This window comes from Planococcus sp. TJ-307 (assembly GCF_058268435.1).
On the sequence record NZ_JBZDOJ010000002.1, the window covers coordinates 688,851 to 705,006 of the forward strand.

Annotated in this window: 16 protein-coding genes; 2 read left to right on the forward strand and 14 right to left on the reverse strand. The window is 46.7% G+C overall.

The window, feature by feature from the left end; translation table 11 throughout:
* Window positions 1-53 precede the first annotated feature (53 nt).
* The 10 genes from folD to AC4EHK_RS09810 form a co-directional block, all read right to left on the reverse strand.
* On the reverse strand, window positions 54-914 hold the full coding sequence (folD, locus tag AC4EHK_RS09765; protein WP_490978603.1) for a bifunctional methylenetetrahydrofolate dehydrogenase/methenyltetrahydrofolate cyclohydrolase FolD: 861 nt from the start codon (window positions 912-914) through the stop codon (window positions 54-56).
* 15 nt (window positions 915-929) lie between these two features.
* Window positions 930-1,319: a transcription antitermination factor NusB gene (gene nusB, locus AC4EHK_RS09770; protein WP_490978604.1), complete on the reverse strand. Its 390-nt coding sequence runs from the start codon at window positions 1,317-1,319 to the stop codon at window positions 930-932.
* A gap of 204 nt (window positions 1,320-1,523) precedes the next feature.
* The gene (locus AC4EHK_RS09775; RefSeq protein ID WP_490978605.1) at window positions 1,524-1,919 is read right to left on the reverse strand and encodes an Asp23/Gls24 family envelope stress response protein; all 396 of its coding nucleotides are present in this window, start codon (window positions 1,917-1,919) and stop codon (window positions 1,524-1,526) included.
* Window positions 1,920-1,934: 15 nt separating this feature from the next.
* Entirely contained in the window at window positions 1,935-3,284 is a 1,350-nt protein-coding gene (accC, locus tag AC4EHK_RS09780; protein ID WP_490978606.1) for an acetyl-CoA carboxylase biotin carboxylase subunit, read from the reverse strand.
* Window positions 3,285-3,301: 17 nt separating this feature from the next.
* The gene (accB, locus tag AC4EHK_RS09785; protein WP_490978607.1) at window positions 3,302-3,805 is read right to left on the reverse strand and encodes an acetyl-CoA carboxylase biotin carboxyl carrier protein; all 504 of its coding nucleotides are present in this window, start codon (window positions 3,803-3,805) and stop codon (window positions 3,302-3,304) included.
* A 127-nt stretch (window positions 3,806-3,932) separates the two neighbouring features.
* Window positions 3,933-4,493 (reverse strand): elongation factor P, encoded by a 561-nt coding sequence (gene efp, locus AC4EHK_RS09790; protein WP_308788076.1) that lies wholly within the window; start codon window positions 4,491-4,493, stop codon window positions 3,933-3,935.
* 17 nt (window positions 4,494-4,510) lie between these two features.
* On the reverse strand, window positions 4,511-5,578 hold the full coding sequence (locus AC4EHK_RS09795) for a M24 family metallopeptidase (protein ID WP_490978608.1): 1,068 nt from the start codon (window positions 5,576-5,578) through the stop codon (window positions 4,511-4,513).
* Window positions 5,575-6,015, reverse strand: a complete 441-nt coding sequence (gene aroQ / locus AC4EHK_RS09800; RefSeq protein ID WP_490978609.1) for a type II 3-dehydroquinate dehydratase — start codon at window positions 6,013-6,015, stop codon at window positions 5,575-5,577. Before aroQ ends, AC4EHK_RS09795 begins: the two co-directional genes overlap by 4 nt.
* Before the next feature lie 253 nt (window positions 6,016-6,268).
* Entirely contained in the window at window positions 6,269-8,827 is a 2,559-nt protein-coding gene (locus AC4EHK_RS09805; RefSeq protein WP_490978610.1) for a vitamin B12-dependent ribonucleotide reductase, read from the reverse strand.
* A gap of 188 nt (window positions 8,828-9,015) precedes the next feature.
* Window positions 9,016-9,852: a lipoate--protein ligase family protein gene (locus tag AC4EHK_RS09810; protein WP_490978611.1), complete on the reverse strand. Its 837-nt coding sequence runs from the start codon at window positions 9,850-9,852 to the stop codon at window positions 9,016-9,018.
* Window positions 9,853-9,951: 99 nt separating this feature from the next.
* Between AC4EHK_RS09810 and AC4EHK_RS09815 the strand changes: the two genes are divergently transcribed.
* Together AC4EHK_RS09815 and AC4EHK_RS09820 are read left to right on the forward strand one after the other, a co-directional pair.
* Window positions 9,952-10,335, forward strand: coding sequence for a rhodanese-like domain-containing protein (locus AC4EHK_RS09815; protein ID WP_490978612.1), 384 nt, complete (start codon window positions 9,952-9,954; stop codon window positions 10,333-10,335).
* A 69-nt stretch (window positions 10,336-10,404) separates the two neighbouring features.
* Window positions 10,405-11,679, forward strand: coding sequence for an AAA family ATPase (locus tag AC4EHK_RS09820; protein ID WP_490978613.1), 1,275 nt, complete (start codon window positions 10,405-10,407; stop codon window positions 11,677-11,679).
* 102 nt (window positions 11,680-11,781) lie between these two features.
* On the opposite strand, the gene AC4EHK_RS09825 is transcribed toward AC4EHK_RS09820, so the two are convergent.
* From AC4EHK_RS09825 to gcvT, 4 genes are all read right to left on the reverse strand, one after another.
* Window positions 11,782-11,961 (reverse strand): hypothetical protein, encoded by a 180-nt coding sequence (locus AC4EHK_RS09825; RefSeq protein ID WP_490978614.1) that lies wholly within the window; start codon window positions 11,959-11,961, stop codon window positions 11,782-11,784.
* A gap of 209 nt (window positions 11,962-12,170) precedes the next feature.
* Window positions 12,171-13,634, reverse strand: coding sequence for an aminomethyl-transferring glycine dehydrogenase subunit GcvPB (gene gcvPB, locus AC4EHK_RS09830; RefSeq protein WP_490978615.1), 1,464 nt, complete (start codon window positions 13,632-13,634; stop codon window positions 12,171-12,173).
* Window positions 13,627-14,994 carry an aminomethyl-transferring glycine dehydrogenase subunit GcvPA gene (gene gcvPA / locus AC4EHK_RS09835; RefSeq protein WP_490978616.1) on the reverse strand — a complete coding sequence of 456 codons (1,368 nt, stop codon included), beginning with the start codon at window positions 14,992-14,994 and terminating at the stop codon, window positions 13,627-13,629. Before gcvPA ends, gcvPB begins: the two co-directional genes overlap by 8 nt.
* A gap of 28 nt (window positions 14,995-15,022) precedes the next feature.
* The gene (gene gcvT, locus AC4EHK_RS09840) at window positions 15,023-16,123 is read right to left on the reverse strand and encodes a glycine cleavage system aminomethyltransferase GcvT (RefSeq protein ID WP_490978617.1); all 1,101 of its coding nucleotides are present in this window, start codon (window positions 16,121-16,123) and stop codon (window positions 15,023-15,025) included.
* Between the last annotated feature and the right edge of the window lie 33 nt (window positions 16,124-16,156).

The window sequence follows — 16,156 nt, forward strand, 5'->3', positions numbered from 1 at the left end:
CTGTCTTTCTTTCGAAAAACAGCCCTATTGCTCTTTATTTTACATGCTTCTGCCTATTTTGTCTTTGATAATCCTTTTTCTGCCGATTCCAGTGTATTTCCCATCAGCATTGCAATGGTCATAGGCCCAACACCGCCTGGCACTGGAGTCACAAAACTGGCTGTTTCTTGAACATCCTCAAAATCGACATCTCCGCACAGTTTGCCATTTTCGTCCCGGTTCATGCCGACATCAATGATCACAGCACCCGGTTTAATAAACGTATGGTCAATAAACTTGGCTCTGCCAATCGCAGCAATCAAAATATCGGCTTGCGCTGTGATGCTTGCCAAATCTTTCGTTTTGGAATGGCAATACGTCACCGTTGCATCCTTTTGAAGCAGCAGCTGGCCAATTGGCTTGCCGACTATATTGCTACGGCCGATGACGACGGCATGTTTGCCCGCGGGATCAATGCCGTAATGGGACAGGAGCTCCATAATGCCGTGCGGCGTGCAAGGCAGGAAGGCCTCTTTGCCGATCATCATATTGCCGACAGAAATCGGATGGAATCCATCCACATCTTTTTCTGGACTGATAGCTGAGATGACTTTGAATTCATCGATTTGAGCTGGCAACGGCAATTGCACAAGGATGCCGTGAATTTCCGGATCCTGGTTTAATTGGTCTATTTTCGCCAACAGTTCCTGTTCAGTCAACGTATCTGGAAACTGATGCAGGTCTGAGCGCATGCCAAGTGCTTCACATGTCTTCTTCTTGTTTTTTACATATGTAAGGGAGGCGGAGTTTTCCCCAACCAGCACAACAGCCAGTCCCGGGGTAATTCCCTGCTGCACAAGGTTCTCTACTCGCTCTTTTACCTGAACTTTAATTTTCTGGCTTACCGCTTTTCCATCAATCAATTTTGCAGTCATGTAAACTCCTCCAATTTAACTTGCTGATTCGTCTGTGAACTTCGAAAGGACTCCATTAACAAAGCGGCTGGATTTATCATCTCCGAAAGTTTTGCTCAGTTCAATCGCTTCGTTCATGACGACGCGCGCCGGTGCATCTTCCATATAGCCCAGTTCAAAGATGGCCATGCGAAGAATTGTCCGTTCGATTTTGGGAAGACGTTCCAATGACCAATTTTCCAAGTGGCCAACCAGTTTTTCATCGATCTCTGCCATATTAGCATGAGTGCCTTGCACCAATAAACTATAAAAATTATCATTTTCGCCAGCCATTACATGGTCCATGGCTTCGTCGATGGTCAATTCAGTTCCCTCTAATTGAAATAAGGTCTGAAGCGCTTTTTCGCGTGCTTCGTGTCGTTTCATAATATATCCGATCTCCTTTTCACAGCTAATTATTTCCCCATTATACAGGTATTCCGGCTGAACTTCCATGTTTGAAATGTTCGGTCAATAGGACGTTGCCTCTGTGAAACTTGTTTTCTTTCAGGAATATATTGGGATTATCCGAGCAAAACAAAGAGAAGGCTGCCCCAAAACCACTTCTGGTTTTCAGGACAGCCTCGCTGCTTATTCTGTTGCTTGGGGCTCGAAATTGACGCCGGTGATATGGACATTCACTTCCTGTGTTTGAAGCGATGTCATATTCTCAAGCGTTTGCCGAACTTGTTCTTGTATTTTTAAAGCGGTCTTTGGAATGGAGACGCCATAATTGATGACACAATATACATCAATTGCCAGTCCTTCTTCCGAAAGATCGGTTTTGATGCCTTTGCCATGAACTTTTTTCCCCAACCGTTCAACCACACCAGAGGCAAAATTGCCGCGCATGCTGGCGACGCCTTCAATATCTGTTGCTGCAATGCTGGCGATAATCTCCAATACTTCCGGAGCCACTTCAATATTGCCTAAATCTTGAGCTCCATGCGATTTCATGCGTACGTAAGGTGCTGTTTTTTCTGCCATTTGCCAAGCTCCTCCTTATGATCCCAGTACATCGTATTTTTCAAGGAATTTCGTATTGAAATCGCCTGATTTGAATACCTCGTGATCCATTAATTTCAAATGGAACGGAATCGTCGTAAATACGCCTTCGATGACAAATTCATCCAATGCGCGCTTCATTTTCGCAACTGCTTCTTCACGTGTGTCTGCGAACGTAATCAGTTTGGCCACCATGGAATCGTAATAAGGCGGAATCGTATACCCTGAATACATCGCGGAATCAATTCTGACGCCCATGCCGCCCGGTGGCAAGTACATATCAACTTTGCCAGCTGAAGGCATAAAGTTTTTCGCCGGATTTTCTGCATTGATGCGGCATTCAATCGACCAGCCCTTAAACGTCACGTCTTCCTGTTTATAGGCAAGTGTTTCACCCGAAGCAACTTTTAACTGCTGTTGGATCAAATCAATTCCTGTAATCATTTCCGTAACCGGATGCTCTACTTGAATGCGTGTGTTCATTTCCATAAAGTAAAATTTCTGGTTGACGGCATCAAAGATAAACTCCACTGTTCCGGCTCCGCGGTAATTGACGGCCAAAGCCGCTTTTACTGCAGCATCGCCCATTTCGGCGCGCAGCTCCGGCGACAGGGCCGGTGACGGCGCTTCTTCAACCAGCTTTTGCATCCGGCGCTGGATCGAACAGTCTCGTTCGCCCAAATGAATGGCGTTGCCATGCGAATCCGCCAGTACTTGAATTTCAATATGACGGAAATCCTCAATGAATTTCTCAATGTAAACTCCTGGGTTGCCAAAAGCCGCGGCCGCTTCTTTTTGCGTCATGTTCAAGCCTTTGATGAAATCTTCGCGCGTATGTGCCACCCGAATCCCTTTTCCGCCGCCGCCTGCAGTTGCTTTGATGATAACCGGAAATCCGAGTTCATCGGCAATGCGCAGCCCTTCTTCTTCATTAGCTACGATGCCGGTTGAACCCGGCACGACAGGCACCCCTGCTTTTCGCATAGTTTCACGCGCCACGTCTTTTGTGCCCATGCGCGAGATCGCATCTGCTGTCGGACCGATAAACATGATGTCGCATGCTTCGCAAAGTTCCGCAAAACTCGCATTTTCAGCCAGGAAACCGTATCCTGGGTGAATGCCATCGCAATTGGTCAGCTTGGCTACCGACATGATATTGGAAAAGTTCAAGTAACTGTCTTTTGATAGTTTTGGACCGATGCAGTATGCTTCATCTGCGAGCTCGACATGAAGTGCTTCTTTATCGGCTTCTGAATATACAGCGACCGTTTCGATCCCCATCTCTTTGCAAGCCCGGATAATCCGGACCGCAATTTCTCCACGGTTTGCAATCAATACCTTCTTCATCGCCATCTCCCCTTTCCTCAGTTTGCTTTCACGAGGAACAAAGGCTGGCCATATTCAACAAGCTGACCATCTTTTACAAGAATTTCAGCAATTTCCCCATCTACTTCTGCTTCGATTTCATTGAATAGTTTCATGGCTTCTACGATGCAGACCACTTGATCGGCAGTTACTTTTGTTCCCGTTTGTACGTAAGGTGCCTCGTCCGGAGATGGAGACTCGTAAAATGTGCCAACCATTGGCGAAAGAATTTTATGGTACTCAGAATCATCGTTAACCGGAATCTCCGGTGCTTCCTGCGATACCAGTTCTTCAGCTTTCGGTTCTTTTGCTGGTGCTGCGGCGGTTGGAGTTTCTGCAACACTAGGCGCTTGTGGTGTTTGAACAGTGTTTGCAGCTTGCTGGATGTTGCCAGATCCGCTTTTCTTCATTTTAACTTTGACGCCTTCAAATTCGTAAGAGAATTCCTCAATAGACGATCCATCTACCAATTTGATAATTTCACGGATTTCTTGAATTTTCATATTCATCCTACTCCCCTAATATGTATTAAACTGATTTCTATTTCATTTTAGACTTTTTCATCATGTTTTGAAATAGCTGAGCCGACTTTTTAAAAAAAGGCCCCTAAATATAGAGGCCTTTTGGTTGCTATTGAGCTCGTGACACGTATGAAGAGTCCGTTGTGTTGATGATTAGGTGATCGCCTTCATTGATGAAGAACGGCACTTGAACTGACAAGCCTGTTGACAGGACCGCAGGCTTTGATCCGCCGCTTGCTGTATCGCCTTTGATGCCTGGATCTGTTTGAACCACTTCTAAGACTACTGTGTTCGGCAATTCAACGCCAAGCACTTCCCCTTGGAACTGGATAACCTGGACTTCCATGTTTTCCTGAAGAAACTTCAATTCGTACTCAATGTTTTTTTCAGGCAATTCGATTTGGTCGTACGTCTCAGTATCCATGAATGCGTGCATGTCGCCATTAGCATATAAATACTGCATTTTGCTATTGTCGATTTGTGCTTTGGCTACTTTTTCGCCCGCACGGAATGTTTTTTCTGTAACGCTTCCTGAACGCAGATTGCGGAGCTTTGTCCGTACAAATGCAGCACCCTTACCTGGTTTTACGTGCTGAAATTCCATGACGCGCCAAATTCCGCCGTCCACTTCAATTGTCACACCTGTTTTAAAATCGTTTACTGAAATCATTATAGTTCCTCCGTTTGTTATAAAATGCGAAGCTCTTTTGTGGAGTTAGTCAACCGTTCATTTCCTGACTCGGTTATCAGTATATCATCTTCAATGCGGACTCCGCCAACTCCTGGCAGATAAATTCCCGGTTCCACGGTTACAGCCATGCCTGGCTCCAAAACCGTTTCCGATCTGAATGACAAACCTGGGCTCTCATGCACTTCCAAGCCAATGCCATGGCCAGTCGAATGGCCAAACGCTTCTCCGTACCCTTTAGACTTAATAAAATCTCGCGCCAGTGCATCTGCCTCGATGCCGCTCATGCCCGGTCCGATTTTCTCCACGCCTAATTCCTGCGCCTTCAATACAATATCATATATTTCTTTCATCTGGGCTGAAGGTTCACCAACAGCTACCGTACGGGTGATGTCGGATATGTATCCGTTGTAGAGAGCTCCGAAATCCAAGGTAATCATGTCGCCTTTTTCAATGACTTTGTCTGTTGCCACGCCATGTGGCAATGCTGAGCGAAGCCCTGAAGCCACAATGATGTCAAAGCTAGATGAAGTCGCACCTTGTTTTCTCATGAAAAATTCCAGTTCATTGGAAACTTCCACTTCTTTCAGCCCCGGGCGAATAAATCCGCAAATGTGCTCAAATGCATCGTCTGCAATCTTGGCTGCAGCTTTCAAGACAGAGACTTCCTCTGGCGTCTTGACCATCCGGATTTTTTCGATCAAGTTGCTGATTGGCTCTAGCTCCACATCCATCTTTTCCTTGTATTGCACAGCTGTTGAATAAGTCATGTAATCCTGCTCAAAAGCCAGTTTCTGTATGCCCATCGAGGAAACAGTTTGAACAGCTTGATCCATCAGGTTTTTTTCTGCCTGCACCACTTCAAATTCTTTTATTTGCTCATTGGCTTGTTCCGTATAACGAAAATCTGTGATAAATACCGCTTTTTCTTGTGTCACGATTGCCAGACCGGCAGTTCCGGTAAATTCGGTAATATAACGCAGATTGTATGAACTGGTGACAAGTACGGCCTCGATATTTCGATGCTTCATTTCTGTGCGCAGTTTTTGTAGTTTCACTGTGTTCATCCTCTCTCCTGTTTTAAAATCAGCGCTTGCAGCGCCAATTTATAGACGTCCTGCCCAAATCCGACAATCTGCCCAATCGTAACTGGGGAAATATAGGAATGGTGGCGGAATTTCTCACGCTTGTGAACATTCGATATATGTACTTCAATTACGGGAACTTGGATTGCAGCGATGGCATCACGTATCGCGATGCTCGTATGCGTATAGGCTCCTGCATTTAAGACGATGCCAGAAAGCGCTTCATCGCCAGCTCCGTGAATCCAGTCAATCAATTCCCCTTCATGGTTTGACTGTCGGCAAATCAACTCAATGCCATGATGATAAGAAAACTCAACGAGCTCTTTCTCCAACTCTTCCAGCGTAAACGTCCCGTATGCTTCTTTCTCCCGCTTGCCCAAGCGATTTAAGTTCGGGCCGTTCAGAACCAGCACGCGCATTCGACCTTCTCCCTCCCTCAACACATTCTTCATTATTTTAACATATCGGAACAATCCAGCAACTTTTTAGAAATGCGGAAGCAGCCGTTCAGATTCGACGGGCATAAGAAAGATCGGCGAAGTGTCGTTCTTTGCCGCACAGGCAAGCGGACTTAAGACCCCGAGATTCTAGGCGCTGAAGCTGGATCAAATAGAAATGCGGAAGCAGCCAAAAGAAAAACGCGATGGCTGGTGGGCCATCGCGCTGGTTATTTTATAATCCGCATTTCAGCTGAGCGTTGCAGTTGGTGCAAGTGTTGCAGCCGCCCATTTCTTCTACTGTCCCTTGGCGGCAGACTGGGCACGTATCGCCCACTTCTGAACCGATGCTGACATTGGTAGAACGGATATCCTGTATGGTATCAACTAGAACGATCGGGCGCTTGCCCGTTTCTTCCGGCTGGTGCTCTTCTTCAAACGTATTGTCTTCAGCTTTCAGAGTTAGAACTTGTGAGTCGCGGCTGCCATCGACGTAAACCGTACCGCCTTTTGCCCCGCCTTTGTAGAGTCGCTCATATACGCCTTCTACTTGTTCAACCGTATAGCCGCGTGGCGCATTGACTGTTTTCGAGATCGATGAATCGATCCAGCGCTGGATGATGCATTGAACATCCGCGTGTGCTTCCGGCGCCAAGTCCATCGATGTCACAAATGCTTTCGGCAAGTTTTCTTCATCCGCTTCCGGATTGTTCTTCAAGTATTCGCTGACGATGTCCGCTTTAACCTCGATAAATTTGCCGAGGCGGCCGCTGCGGTAGTATGTGAATGAATAATAAGGTTCAAGACCCGTTGAAACGCCGACCATTGTACCTGTGGATCCTGTTGGTGCTACCGTCAACAGGTGCGAATTCCGGATGCCTTTTTCAAGGACCGCTTCGCGGACATGTGCTGGCATGTCCTGCATAAACCCAGTTTCCGTAAAGGCTTTGCGCAGTGCTGCCGTTTCATCGTCGGTTTTGCCAACTAGGAACGGGAAGCTGCCGCGTTCTGCAGCCAACTCAGTTGAAACTTCATAGGCCGCAGTAGCGATTGTCTTGAAGATCTCATCAACTAACTCATTGCCTTCCGGAGAACCGTATTCTTTATCGCAGTAAATCAACAAATCAGCAAGTCCCATGACGCCAAGACCGACGCGGCGCTCGCCAAGTGCTTGCACTTTGTTATCTTCCAGGAAGTATGGAGTTGCATCAATCACATTGTCCTGCATGCGGACACCGACGCGAACCGTTTCTTTCAATGCTTCAAAGTCCACTGCCTTTGTTTTCGGATCTGCGAACTGTGCCAAGTTGACCGCAGCCAAGTTGCAGACGGAGTAAGGTGCCAATGGCTGTTCGCCGCAAGGGTTCGTCGCAACAACTTTTTGGCCATATGCAGCCGCATTTGTTTTTTCATTGGCATTATCGATAAAGAAGATGCCGGGTTCAGCTGAATAAGTCGCACAAATATTGACCAAGTTCCATAATTCGCGGGCTTTCATTGTCCGGTAGACGCGCACACCATGACCCATGCGTTCCCACTCACGAACATCGCCGACTTCCTGCCATTGTTCATTGTAGATGGCCATTTCTTCTTTCGAATAAGATTCCACTGCTGGGAAGCGCAAATCGAAATCTTCGTCGTTTTCAACCGCCGTCATGAAATCGCTCGTCAACGTGACTGAAATGTTGGCACCTGTCAAAAATTCTTCGTTATGAACCGAATAAGTTCCGCCATCTCGAAGTTTTGCTTCAGCGTCACGCATAATTTTTTCGTTGAATCCGCCCATTCCAGGAATTGCACGGTAGTTTAGGATGCCTTGATACATGGCATCTTCCTGTTCTGTTAACGGTTTGAATTTTAATTTGTCATGAGCTAATTTCTTGATCGTTTCGTCTTGTGTGTTTTCAATCAAATAGCGCAGGATGCGTGGATTCTGCATTTTGGAGATGATAAATTCGGCAATATCCGGATGCCAGTCTGCCAGCATGATCATTTGCGCACCGCGGCGTGAACCGCCTTGTTCGACAAGATGAGTCAACTTGGCAATGTCATCCAGCCAAGATACCGATCCTGACGATTTGCCGTTGACTCCACGAGCCAATGTGTTGCGCGGACGAAGAGTTGAACCGTTGGTGCCAACTCCGCCTCCGCGGCTCATGATTTCCATGACCTGCTTGCGGTGATCGGAAATGCCTTCGCGTGAGTCTGCAACAAACGGCATTACGTAGCAATTGAAATACGTGACATCCGTGTCAGCGCCTGCTCCGTAAAGCACACGGCCGGCCGGAATGAATTTTAATCCGACCAATTGCTGATAAAATTTTTCAAACCATTCCTGGCGTTTTTCAGAAGTTTTTTCTACAGAAGCAAGGCCTGTTGCATTGCGTTTGGCAATCTGCTCGTAGAACACTTCAAGCGGCTTTTCAATCACGTCGATCGGGCGATTGACAATGCCTGCTTCCTGTTCCTTCGGGTTGTCGATTGCACTTCTGTAATCTTCCTCGATCCAAACTTGTGCTTTATTGGTTTGCTGATCGATGGAAACAATGTAGCCAAGACCGCGGGCTGGGAATTTCGGATCTTCTTTGACAGTCAATACAACAAAATCGCCAGCTTTCAAGGTTTTTTTCTCTGTATCCTTGAATGAATACCGGTCAATCATAACAAGGCGAGATACCCCTTTATGCGTCAAGTTCATATCCGGAGTAACGGCGTGCACTTGCGGAAACGTTTTAATATCTTCGTTTAATGCTTTTGAATTTAATGAGTACTGGGATTGTGTGGCGGAAACCATTGACAATTCCTCCTTTGTGTTATATACGTACATAAATACTATATGTAGTACTAATTTAATTCCCATCATACTATATGTTGAAACGCCTTTTCAATAACAATTTTCTGCTTCAAAACTTCGCCACTTTTAAAAGCTATATATGGCAAGGTTTCCGGCTTTGGAAATCAATAAAATGAGCCAAAAGACACTCAAACACGGAAATTCCATTCGGCATTGGCGTATTTTTTTTCTTCTAAAGCCTTGACATCTGCGAACTGTTGTTCTGACAGCGTATACGGTTCCAACTCGATGGACAATGCCTGTTCAAATCCTTCTTTAAATGCACGAATGCATTCTTCTATAGTGGCCGGCTCCTTGCGAATTGAATTGATCGAGACCGCTTTTTCGGGAATTTTGCTGCGCATCCGCTCTTTCGCCTCTTCGCTCGAAAATTTGAAAACAGACAACAGCTTCTCAACATCCAAATCAAGTAGAATTGCACCATGCTGCAAAATCACGCCTTTTTGGCGCGTTTGTGCACTGCCCGCTACTTTTTTTCCTTCAACAACCATTTCATACCAGCTCGGTGCATCAAAACAAACGGCTGATTTGGGATTTTTCAAATCAGCACGCTTGGCATCTGTATCTGGAACAGAAAAATAAGCATCCAGTCCGAGGTTTTTAAAGCCTTCCAATAAGCCCTCGCTTAATACCCGGTACGCTGCCGTGACCGTTTCTGGCATATCCGGATGGTCTTCACTAACAATAATGCTGTATGTAAGTTCATGTTCATGGAGAACGCCTCTGCCTCCTGTTGGCCTTCGGACAAATCCCAGGCCAAGCCGGTTGACGGCTTCCATATCAATTTCTTTTTCTACTTTTTGAAAATAACCGATCGACAGCGCAGCCGGCTGCCAGCTATAAAAACGGATAACCGGCGGAATAAGCCCCTCGCTATGCCATGTCAGCAAGGCTTCATCGAGGGCCATATTGAAAGAAGGGCTGTTCGCACCTGAATTTACAAAATTCCATTTTGGATATTTCACAAGATCGCCTCCTATTTCCGCTAATTAGTGTAACATTGGCATTGAATATCCGTCATCTCTTCTCTTATAATAAAAGAAGATTAGAAAGGGGCAAGAACATTGGAATTTTTATACATCACGATTGCCATTGTTGTGGCAATCATCATTTACGCGGTGATTATGTATTTCCGCATGAAGAAAGCGGTCACTAACTTGACGCAGGAACAATTTATCGAAGGTTACCGCAGAGCTCAATTGATTGATGTACGCGAGCCAAAAGATTTTGCGGCCGGCCATATTTTAGGAGCACGCAATATTCCACAATCACAATTGCGCCAACGCTATAAGGAAATTCGTTCGGACAAACCCGTTTACTTGTATGACCAGAACGGTGCACGCAGTGGACGCGTCGCCATTTTCCTACAGAAAAAAGGCTACGATCAATTGTTCCAGCTGCAAGGCGGGTTCAAGCAATGGACCGGAAAAATAAAATCGAAAGCCTGAACACTAAACGCCCTTCCACATTTTGGAAGGGCGTTTTTCATCCTATTCCATTTGAAAAGAGGAAGCTCAATGAAACCTGACCTACTTTTTCCACATCAAGCGAACATCCGGGAAACGCTCCCGCATTATTCGGATCTTGCCATTGTCTCCCAAAGCATCCTGAACATGCTTGATGGCCGTTCTGCTGGCTCCTGGATGCACATTGATATAACAGAACCCATTGAGCAATTAAACAGCCATCTGATCGACATGATGGAAAAGCGATTGCTCTCTTACGAAGTGCTGTCTTTTATTTATGAAGCCCGTCCGTTCGGAAAAATTGCCAACGCACCCGACGACTTGTACAGCGGCAATTTGAAAATCCAGGAAAGCTTTGAGAACAAACTGATTTATTTCCCAGAGCACGATGTTGCTATTGCCCAAGTGCCTTTCTACACAGCTTCCGACAACAGCTGGCCGGAGTTTCATTGTTTTGCCAAAACAGTTGATTCGGCTTTTGCCTTCCTGACAGCCATGAATGCATTATTGCGCCAGGTGCTGATGAACAATATTACGTATCTTGTCGACACAGAAGACGGTGTGCATCGTCGCAACTTCGGGGAACACGCCATCGTCGACCGGAAGGATGTCATGCTCTCAGATTCCGTCAAACGAGACATCTTCCGCTCGATTGATGAATTTTTCAAAGCGGATGGCCAGTTTTTTCGAGATTACGGCGTTCCTTACAAACGCGGCATCCTACTGTATGGTTCGCCAGGCAATGGCAAGACCACATTGGTGAAGTCCATCACCGGTTCTACAGAAGCCCCTGTCGTCTATTGGCAGATCACTGAGTTCACTAACAGCTACACCATTCAGGAGGTCTTCGGCATTGTCTCGAGGCTCGCTCCAGCCATTCTGGTAATCGAGGACATTGACTCGATGCCGGACTTTACCCGCTCCGTTTTCTTGAACACGCTGGACGGCACACAATCACGTGAAGGGCTGTTTGTCATCGGCACCACCAATTACCCTGAGAAAATCGATCCGGCCTTGATCAACCGCGCCGGCCGCTTTGACCGCGCTTATGAAATTCCGGCGCCGTCCAAATCGCTGCGCGAGAAGTATTTGCGGAAACTTGATATCAAACACATTTTTTCAGATGCAGAACTTGCCAACATGGCCAAGCTGACAAAAGGGCTGTCGATTTCACAGCTGAACGAACTGTACATGTCTTCTGCCTTGAATTGGCATTATGAAGGCGATTCCGGCTATGAAAAACGCATCGCGGAACTGCAGAAGCAAAACAAACGGGCAGAGAAAAACGATTGGGAAGATCCAGAACTGTCGATCGGGTTTTACTGAACGACAAAAAGGGCGTGGAAGCCAAATAGCTTCCGCACCCTGAGCTTGTAGACAAAAGAATAGTTACCCGACCAAATGAATAAAATCTCGTTTGGTCGGGTTTTATACGGAATCCTGCGCTTCAGGCGGACGCTTTCCGCGGACGAAGCGCTGAGCCTCCTCGTCGCAAGCTCCTGCTGAGTCTCCTTCATGTCGCTTCACTGCTCCAGCAGGAGTCGCCGCCTTGCGTTCCGAATTCTTGCATGAAGTGAGGAACAGGCTTCTCTCTTTGATTGGAACCACACGCTCCCAAACGGGCTGGCCACGCAGACTCCTGTGGGACAGCGAAAGCTGAAGACCCCGCAGGAACGAAAGTGACGATGAGGCTGAAGCTGAGCCCACGGAAAGCGAAGTCGCCGGACCGGTTGGGGTTATGCACGGCTATTCATTTTGGTAAGCCTTGTCTACACTCTGAGGGCGGGGAAGCCGAATGGCTTCCCCGCCCTTTTAGGTTATTCGCCTTTGTAATAGCGAAGTACCGGTTTACGTGCCGCTTTAGTTTCATCTAAACGGCTGATCACTGTGGTATGTGGTGCATTTTGAACGATTTCTGGATTTTCTTCCACTTCTTTGGCAATCTGAATCATTGCATCAATGAACGCATCCAAGGTTTCTTTGGATTCTGTTTCGGTCGGCTCGATCATCATGCCTTCTTCCACATTCAACGGGAAGTAAATCGTTGGCGGGTGATAGCCAAAGTCGAGCAGGCGTTTCGCCATATCCAATGTACGGACACCCAATTTTTTCTGACGGCGGCCGCTCAAAACAAACTCATGCTTGCAATGGCGGTCATACGGCAAATCAAAATGCGGCTGCAGTCTGCGCATCATGTAATTGGCGTTTAGTACTGCATATTCGGTTACCGCTTTTAGACCATCCGGCCCCATGGAACGGATATACGTATAGGCGCGAACGTTAATGCCAAAGTTGCCGTAGAAAGGCTTCACACGGCCGATTGATTCTGGACGATCATAGTCAAACGTATAAACGTCTTCATTTTTTACCAATACCGGTTTCGGCAAATAAGGCAGAAGATCATTTTTCACGCCGACTGGACCAGATCCAGGTCCGCCGCCGCCGTGAGGTCCCGTGAAAGTTTTGTGCAAGTTCAAGTGAACCACGTCAAAGCCCATGTCTCCTGGACGCGCTTTAGACATCACTGCGTTCAAGTTCGCGCCGTCATAATACAACTTGCCGCCAACTTCATGAATGATGGCTGCCATTTCCAGAATCTGTTCTTCAAACAAGCCCAACGTATTTGGATTTGTCAGCATCAACGCTGCAGTATCGTCTCCCACAACTCGCTTCAAGTCTTCCAAATCGACAAGTCCCTGATCGCTTGATTTTACCGTTACGGTTTCAAAGCCGGCAACTGTTGCTGACGCCGGGTTGGTGCCGTGCGCCGAATCTGGAACAATGACTTTCGTACGCTTCATATCGCCACGTGCTTCGTGGTAGGCGCGGATCATCATTAATCCCGTCCATTCCCCGTGTGCACCTGCAGCAGGCTGCAATGTGACTTCATCCATGCCGGTAATTTCTTTCAGGTGTTCCTGCAGGTCAAATAACAGCGCAAGAGCTCCCTGAACGGTTTTTTCATCCTGCAGCGGATGAATATTTGCAAATCCCGGGTACCGCGCAACGGTTTCATTGATTTTCGGATTGTATTTCATCGTACATGAACCGAGCGGATAGAATCCGGAATCCACACCATGGTTGCGGTTGGATAAGGCCGTGTAATGGCGCATAATATCAAGTTCCGATACTTCAGGCAGTTCAGCTGCTTCTGTACGGATTAAATCATTCGGCAATAGCTCGCTCAAATCAACTTCCGGCACGTCAAGAGTCGGCAGGCTGTAGCCAACGCGGCCTTCTTTCGTCAATTCAAAAATTAGCGCTTGGTTGTCTTTATGCATGAGTAGCACCCGCTTCCTTTACTGTTGCAGCCATTTCCTGCACAAATGCATCGATTTCTTCTTTGGTCCGCTGTTCTGTGACCGCGATCAGCATATGGCCAGCGAACTCGTCATAGCTCAACCCCAGGTCATAGCCGCCAATGATGTTATGTTCAAACAAACGATCATTTAATTGCTTGACCGGTTCTTCTGTTTTCACAACGATTTCATTGAAATGGGCGCCTTCGAATGCAATTTCAAGGCCAGCACCTTTTAGCTGCTGTTTCATATAATGTGTTTTGACGATATTTTGTTTGGCAATTTCCTGCGTGCCGACTTTGCCGAGCGCCGTCATAGCTACTGATGCCGCTAACGCATTTAAGGCTTGGTTCGAACAAATATTGGAAGTCGCTTTGTCGCGGCGGATATGCTGTTCACGCGCCTGCAACGTCAATACAAATCCGCGGCGGCCTTCTTCGTCAGTTGTTTCGCCAACTAAACGGCCTGGTACTTTGCGCATCAGTTTTTTCGTTACGGCAAAATATCCGCAATGAGGTCCGCCGTATGCTTCCGGAATACCGAATGGCTGGGCATCGCCTACTGTGATATCGGCTCCAAGCTGGCCTGGAGACGTCAATGCACCTAGTGCCAACGGATTGGATGAAACAGACAATAACGCACCGGCTTCGTGGACGATCGGCTCGATTTCTTTCAAGTTTTCCACCTGTCCGAAGAAGTTCGGGTACTGGATCATAACAGTCGCGACGTTTTCATCCATCATGCCTTTTAGAGCGTCCAAATCTGTATGGCCGTCTTTCAACGGGATTTCAATGACTTCAATAGATTGTCCAAGGGCATACGTGCGGACGACATCACGGGATTCCGGGTGAACGGCACGCGATACCAGAATTTTTTTGCGTTTCGTGTGGCCAGCTGCCAGCATTCCGGCCTCTGCAAGCGCCGTCCCGCCGTCATACATAGAAGAGTTGGCAATATCCATGCCCGTCAATTCACTAATCATCGTCTGGAATTCAAAAATAGCCTGCAATTCACCTTGAGAGATTTCCGGTTGATATGGGGTATAAGCCGTATAAAACTCAGAACGCGAAATCACGTGATCCACGATAATTGGCTTGTAATGGTCGTAGACACCCGCTCCAAGGAATGATGCATAACGGTTGGTGTCGGCATTTAGGGCTGCAAGCTGCGCCAATTCTTTTGTCAATGAAGACTCGGATTTGGCAGGTTTGATGTTGTATTCGCCTTTAAAACGGACTTTTTCCGGAATATCCGAAAATAATTCATCGATTGAATCAATGCCGATCGTTTCCAGCATTTCTTTTTCGTCTTGAGACGTCATTGGTAAATAGCGATGCTTCATGGAGTGCTTTCCCCTTTTCAAGTTAAATTTAGTTGGATCGCTTGTAAAATGGCGTTTCTACTGTTTTCGCTTTTAATCGTTTGCTGCGAATTTCAACTTCCAATTCAATACCCATTTCTGCAAATTCACTTGAAACCAAAGCCAGCCCAATATTTTTCTTCAAGGTTGGCGATTGTGTGCCTGTTGTCACTTCTCCAACTTTTTGATCTCCGACGTATACCGGATAGCCATGGCGCGGAATGCCTTTATCGATCATTTCAATGCCCACCAGTTTCCGTGGAACTCCTGCTTCTTTTTGGTCAATTAAGGCTTGTTTGCCAAAGAAATTCTGTTCTTTTTTCAGTTTAACGACAAAATTGATGCCGGCTTCCAAAGGTGTAATGTCTTTTGACAGCTCCTGGCCGTACAAAGCAAGGCAAGCTTCAAAACGCAAGGTATCACGCGCGCCGAGACCTACAGGCACGACACCTTCCGGTTTGCCTTCGGCTAAAATTTTGTCCCAAAGTATTGTTAGTGCTTCAGGCGCTGCATATAGTTCGAACCCGTTCTCTCCTGTATAGCCCGTCCGGGACAGGATAACGGTTTGGCCAGCCACTTGAACATCGTGCTTAAAACGGAAAGGCTTGATGCTTGAAAGATCTTCAGCTGTCAGTCGCTGAAGCACCGTTTCAGACAAAGGACCTTGCAATGCCAATAAACCATAGCGGTCAGAAGCGTTGTCCAATGTCACATCGTCTTTTTTGGCGCGTTCCATCCATTTAAAGTCTTTTTCAATATTGGAAGCGTTGACGACCAGTAAATAATGCTCGTCTGCTAGTTTATAGACCAATAGGTCATCCACTGTGCCGCCGTCTTCGTAGCACATGGCTGTATACTGCGCTTGGCCATCTTGAATTTTGGACACATCATTTGTTAGGAGATGCTGAAGGTAGTCTAAACTGCCCGCTCCTGTGACAAAAATTTCACCCATATGAGAAACATCAAAAAGCCCCGCTTTTGTTCTGACTGCTTCATGCTCTTCTTTAATACTTGAAAATTGAACCGGCAGTTCCCATCCACCAAAATCGATGGTTTTGCCGCCATACTGTGAATACGTTTCAAAAAGAGGTGTACGCTTTAACTGTGCCAATGATTTTCCTCCTCATTCATCAAACTCCTTCCG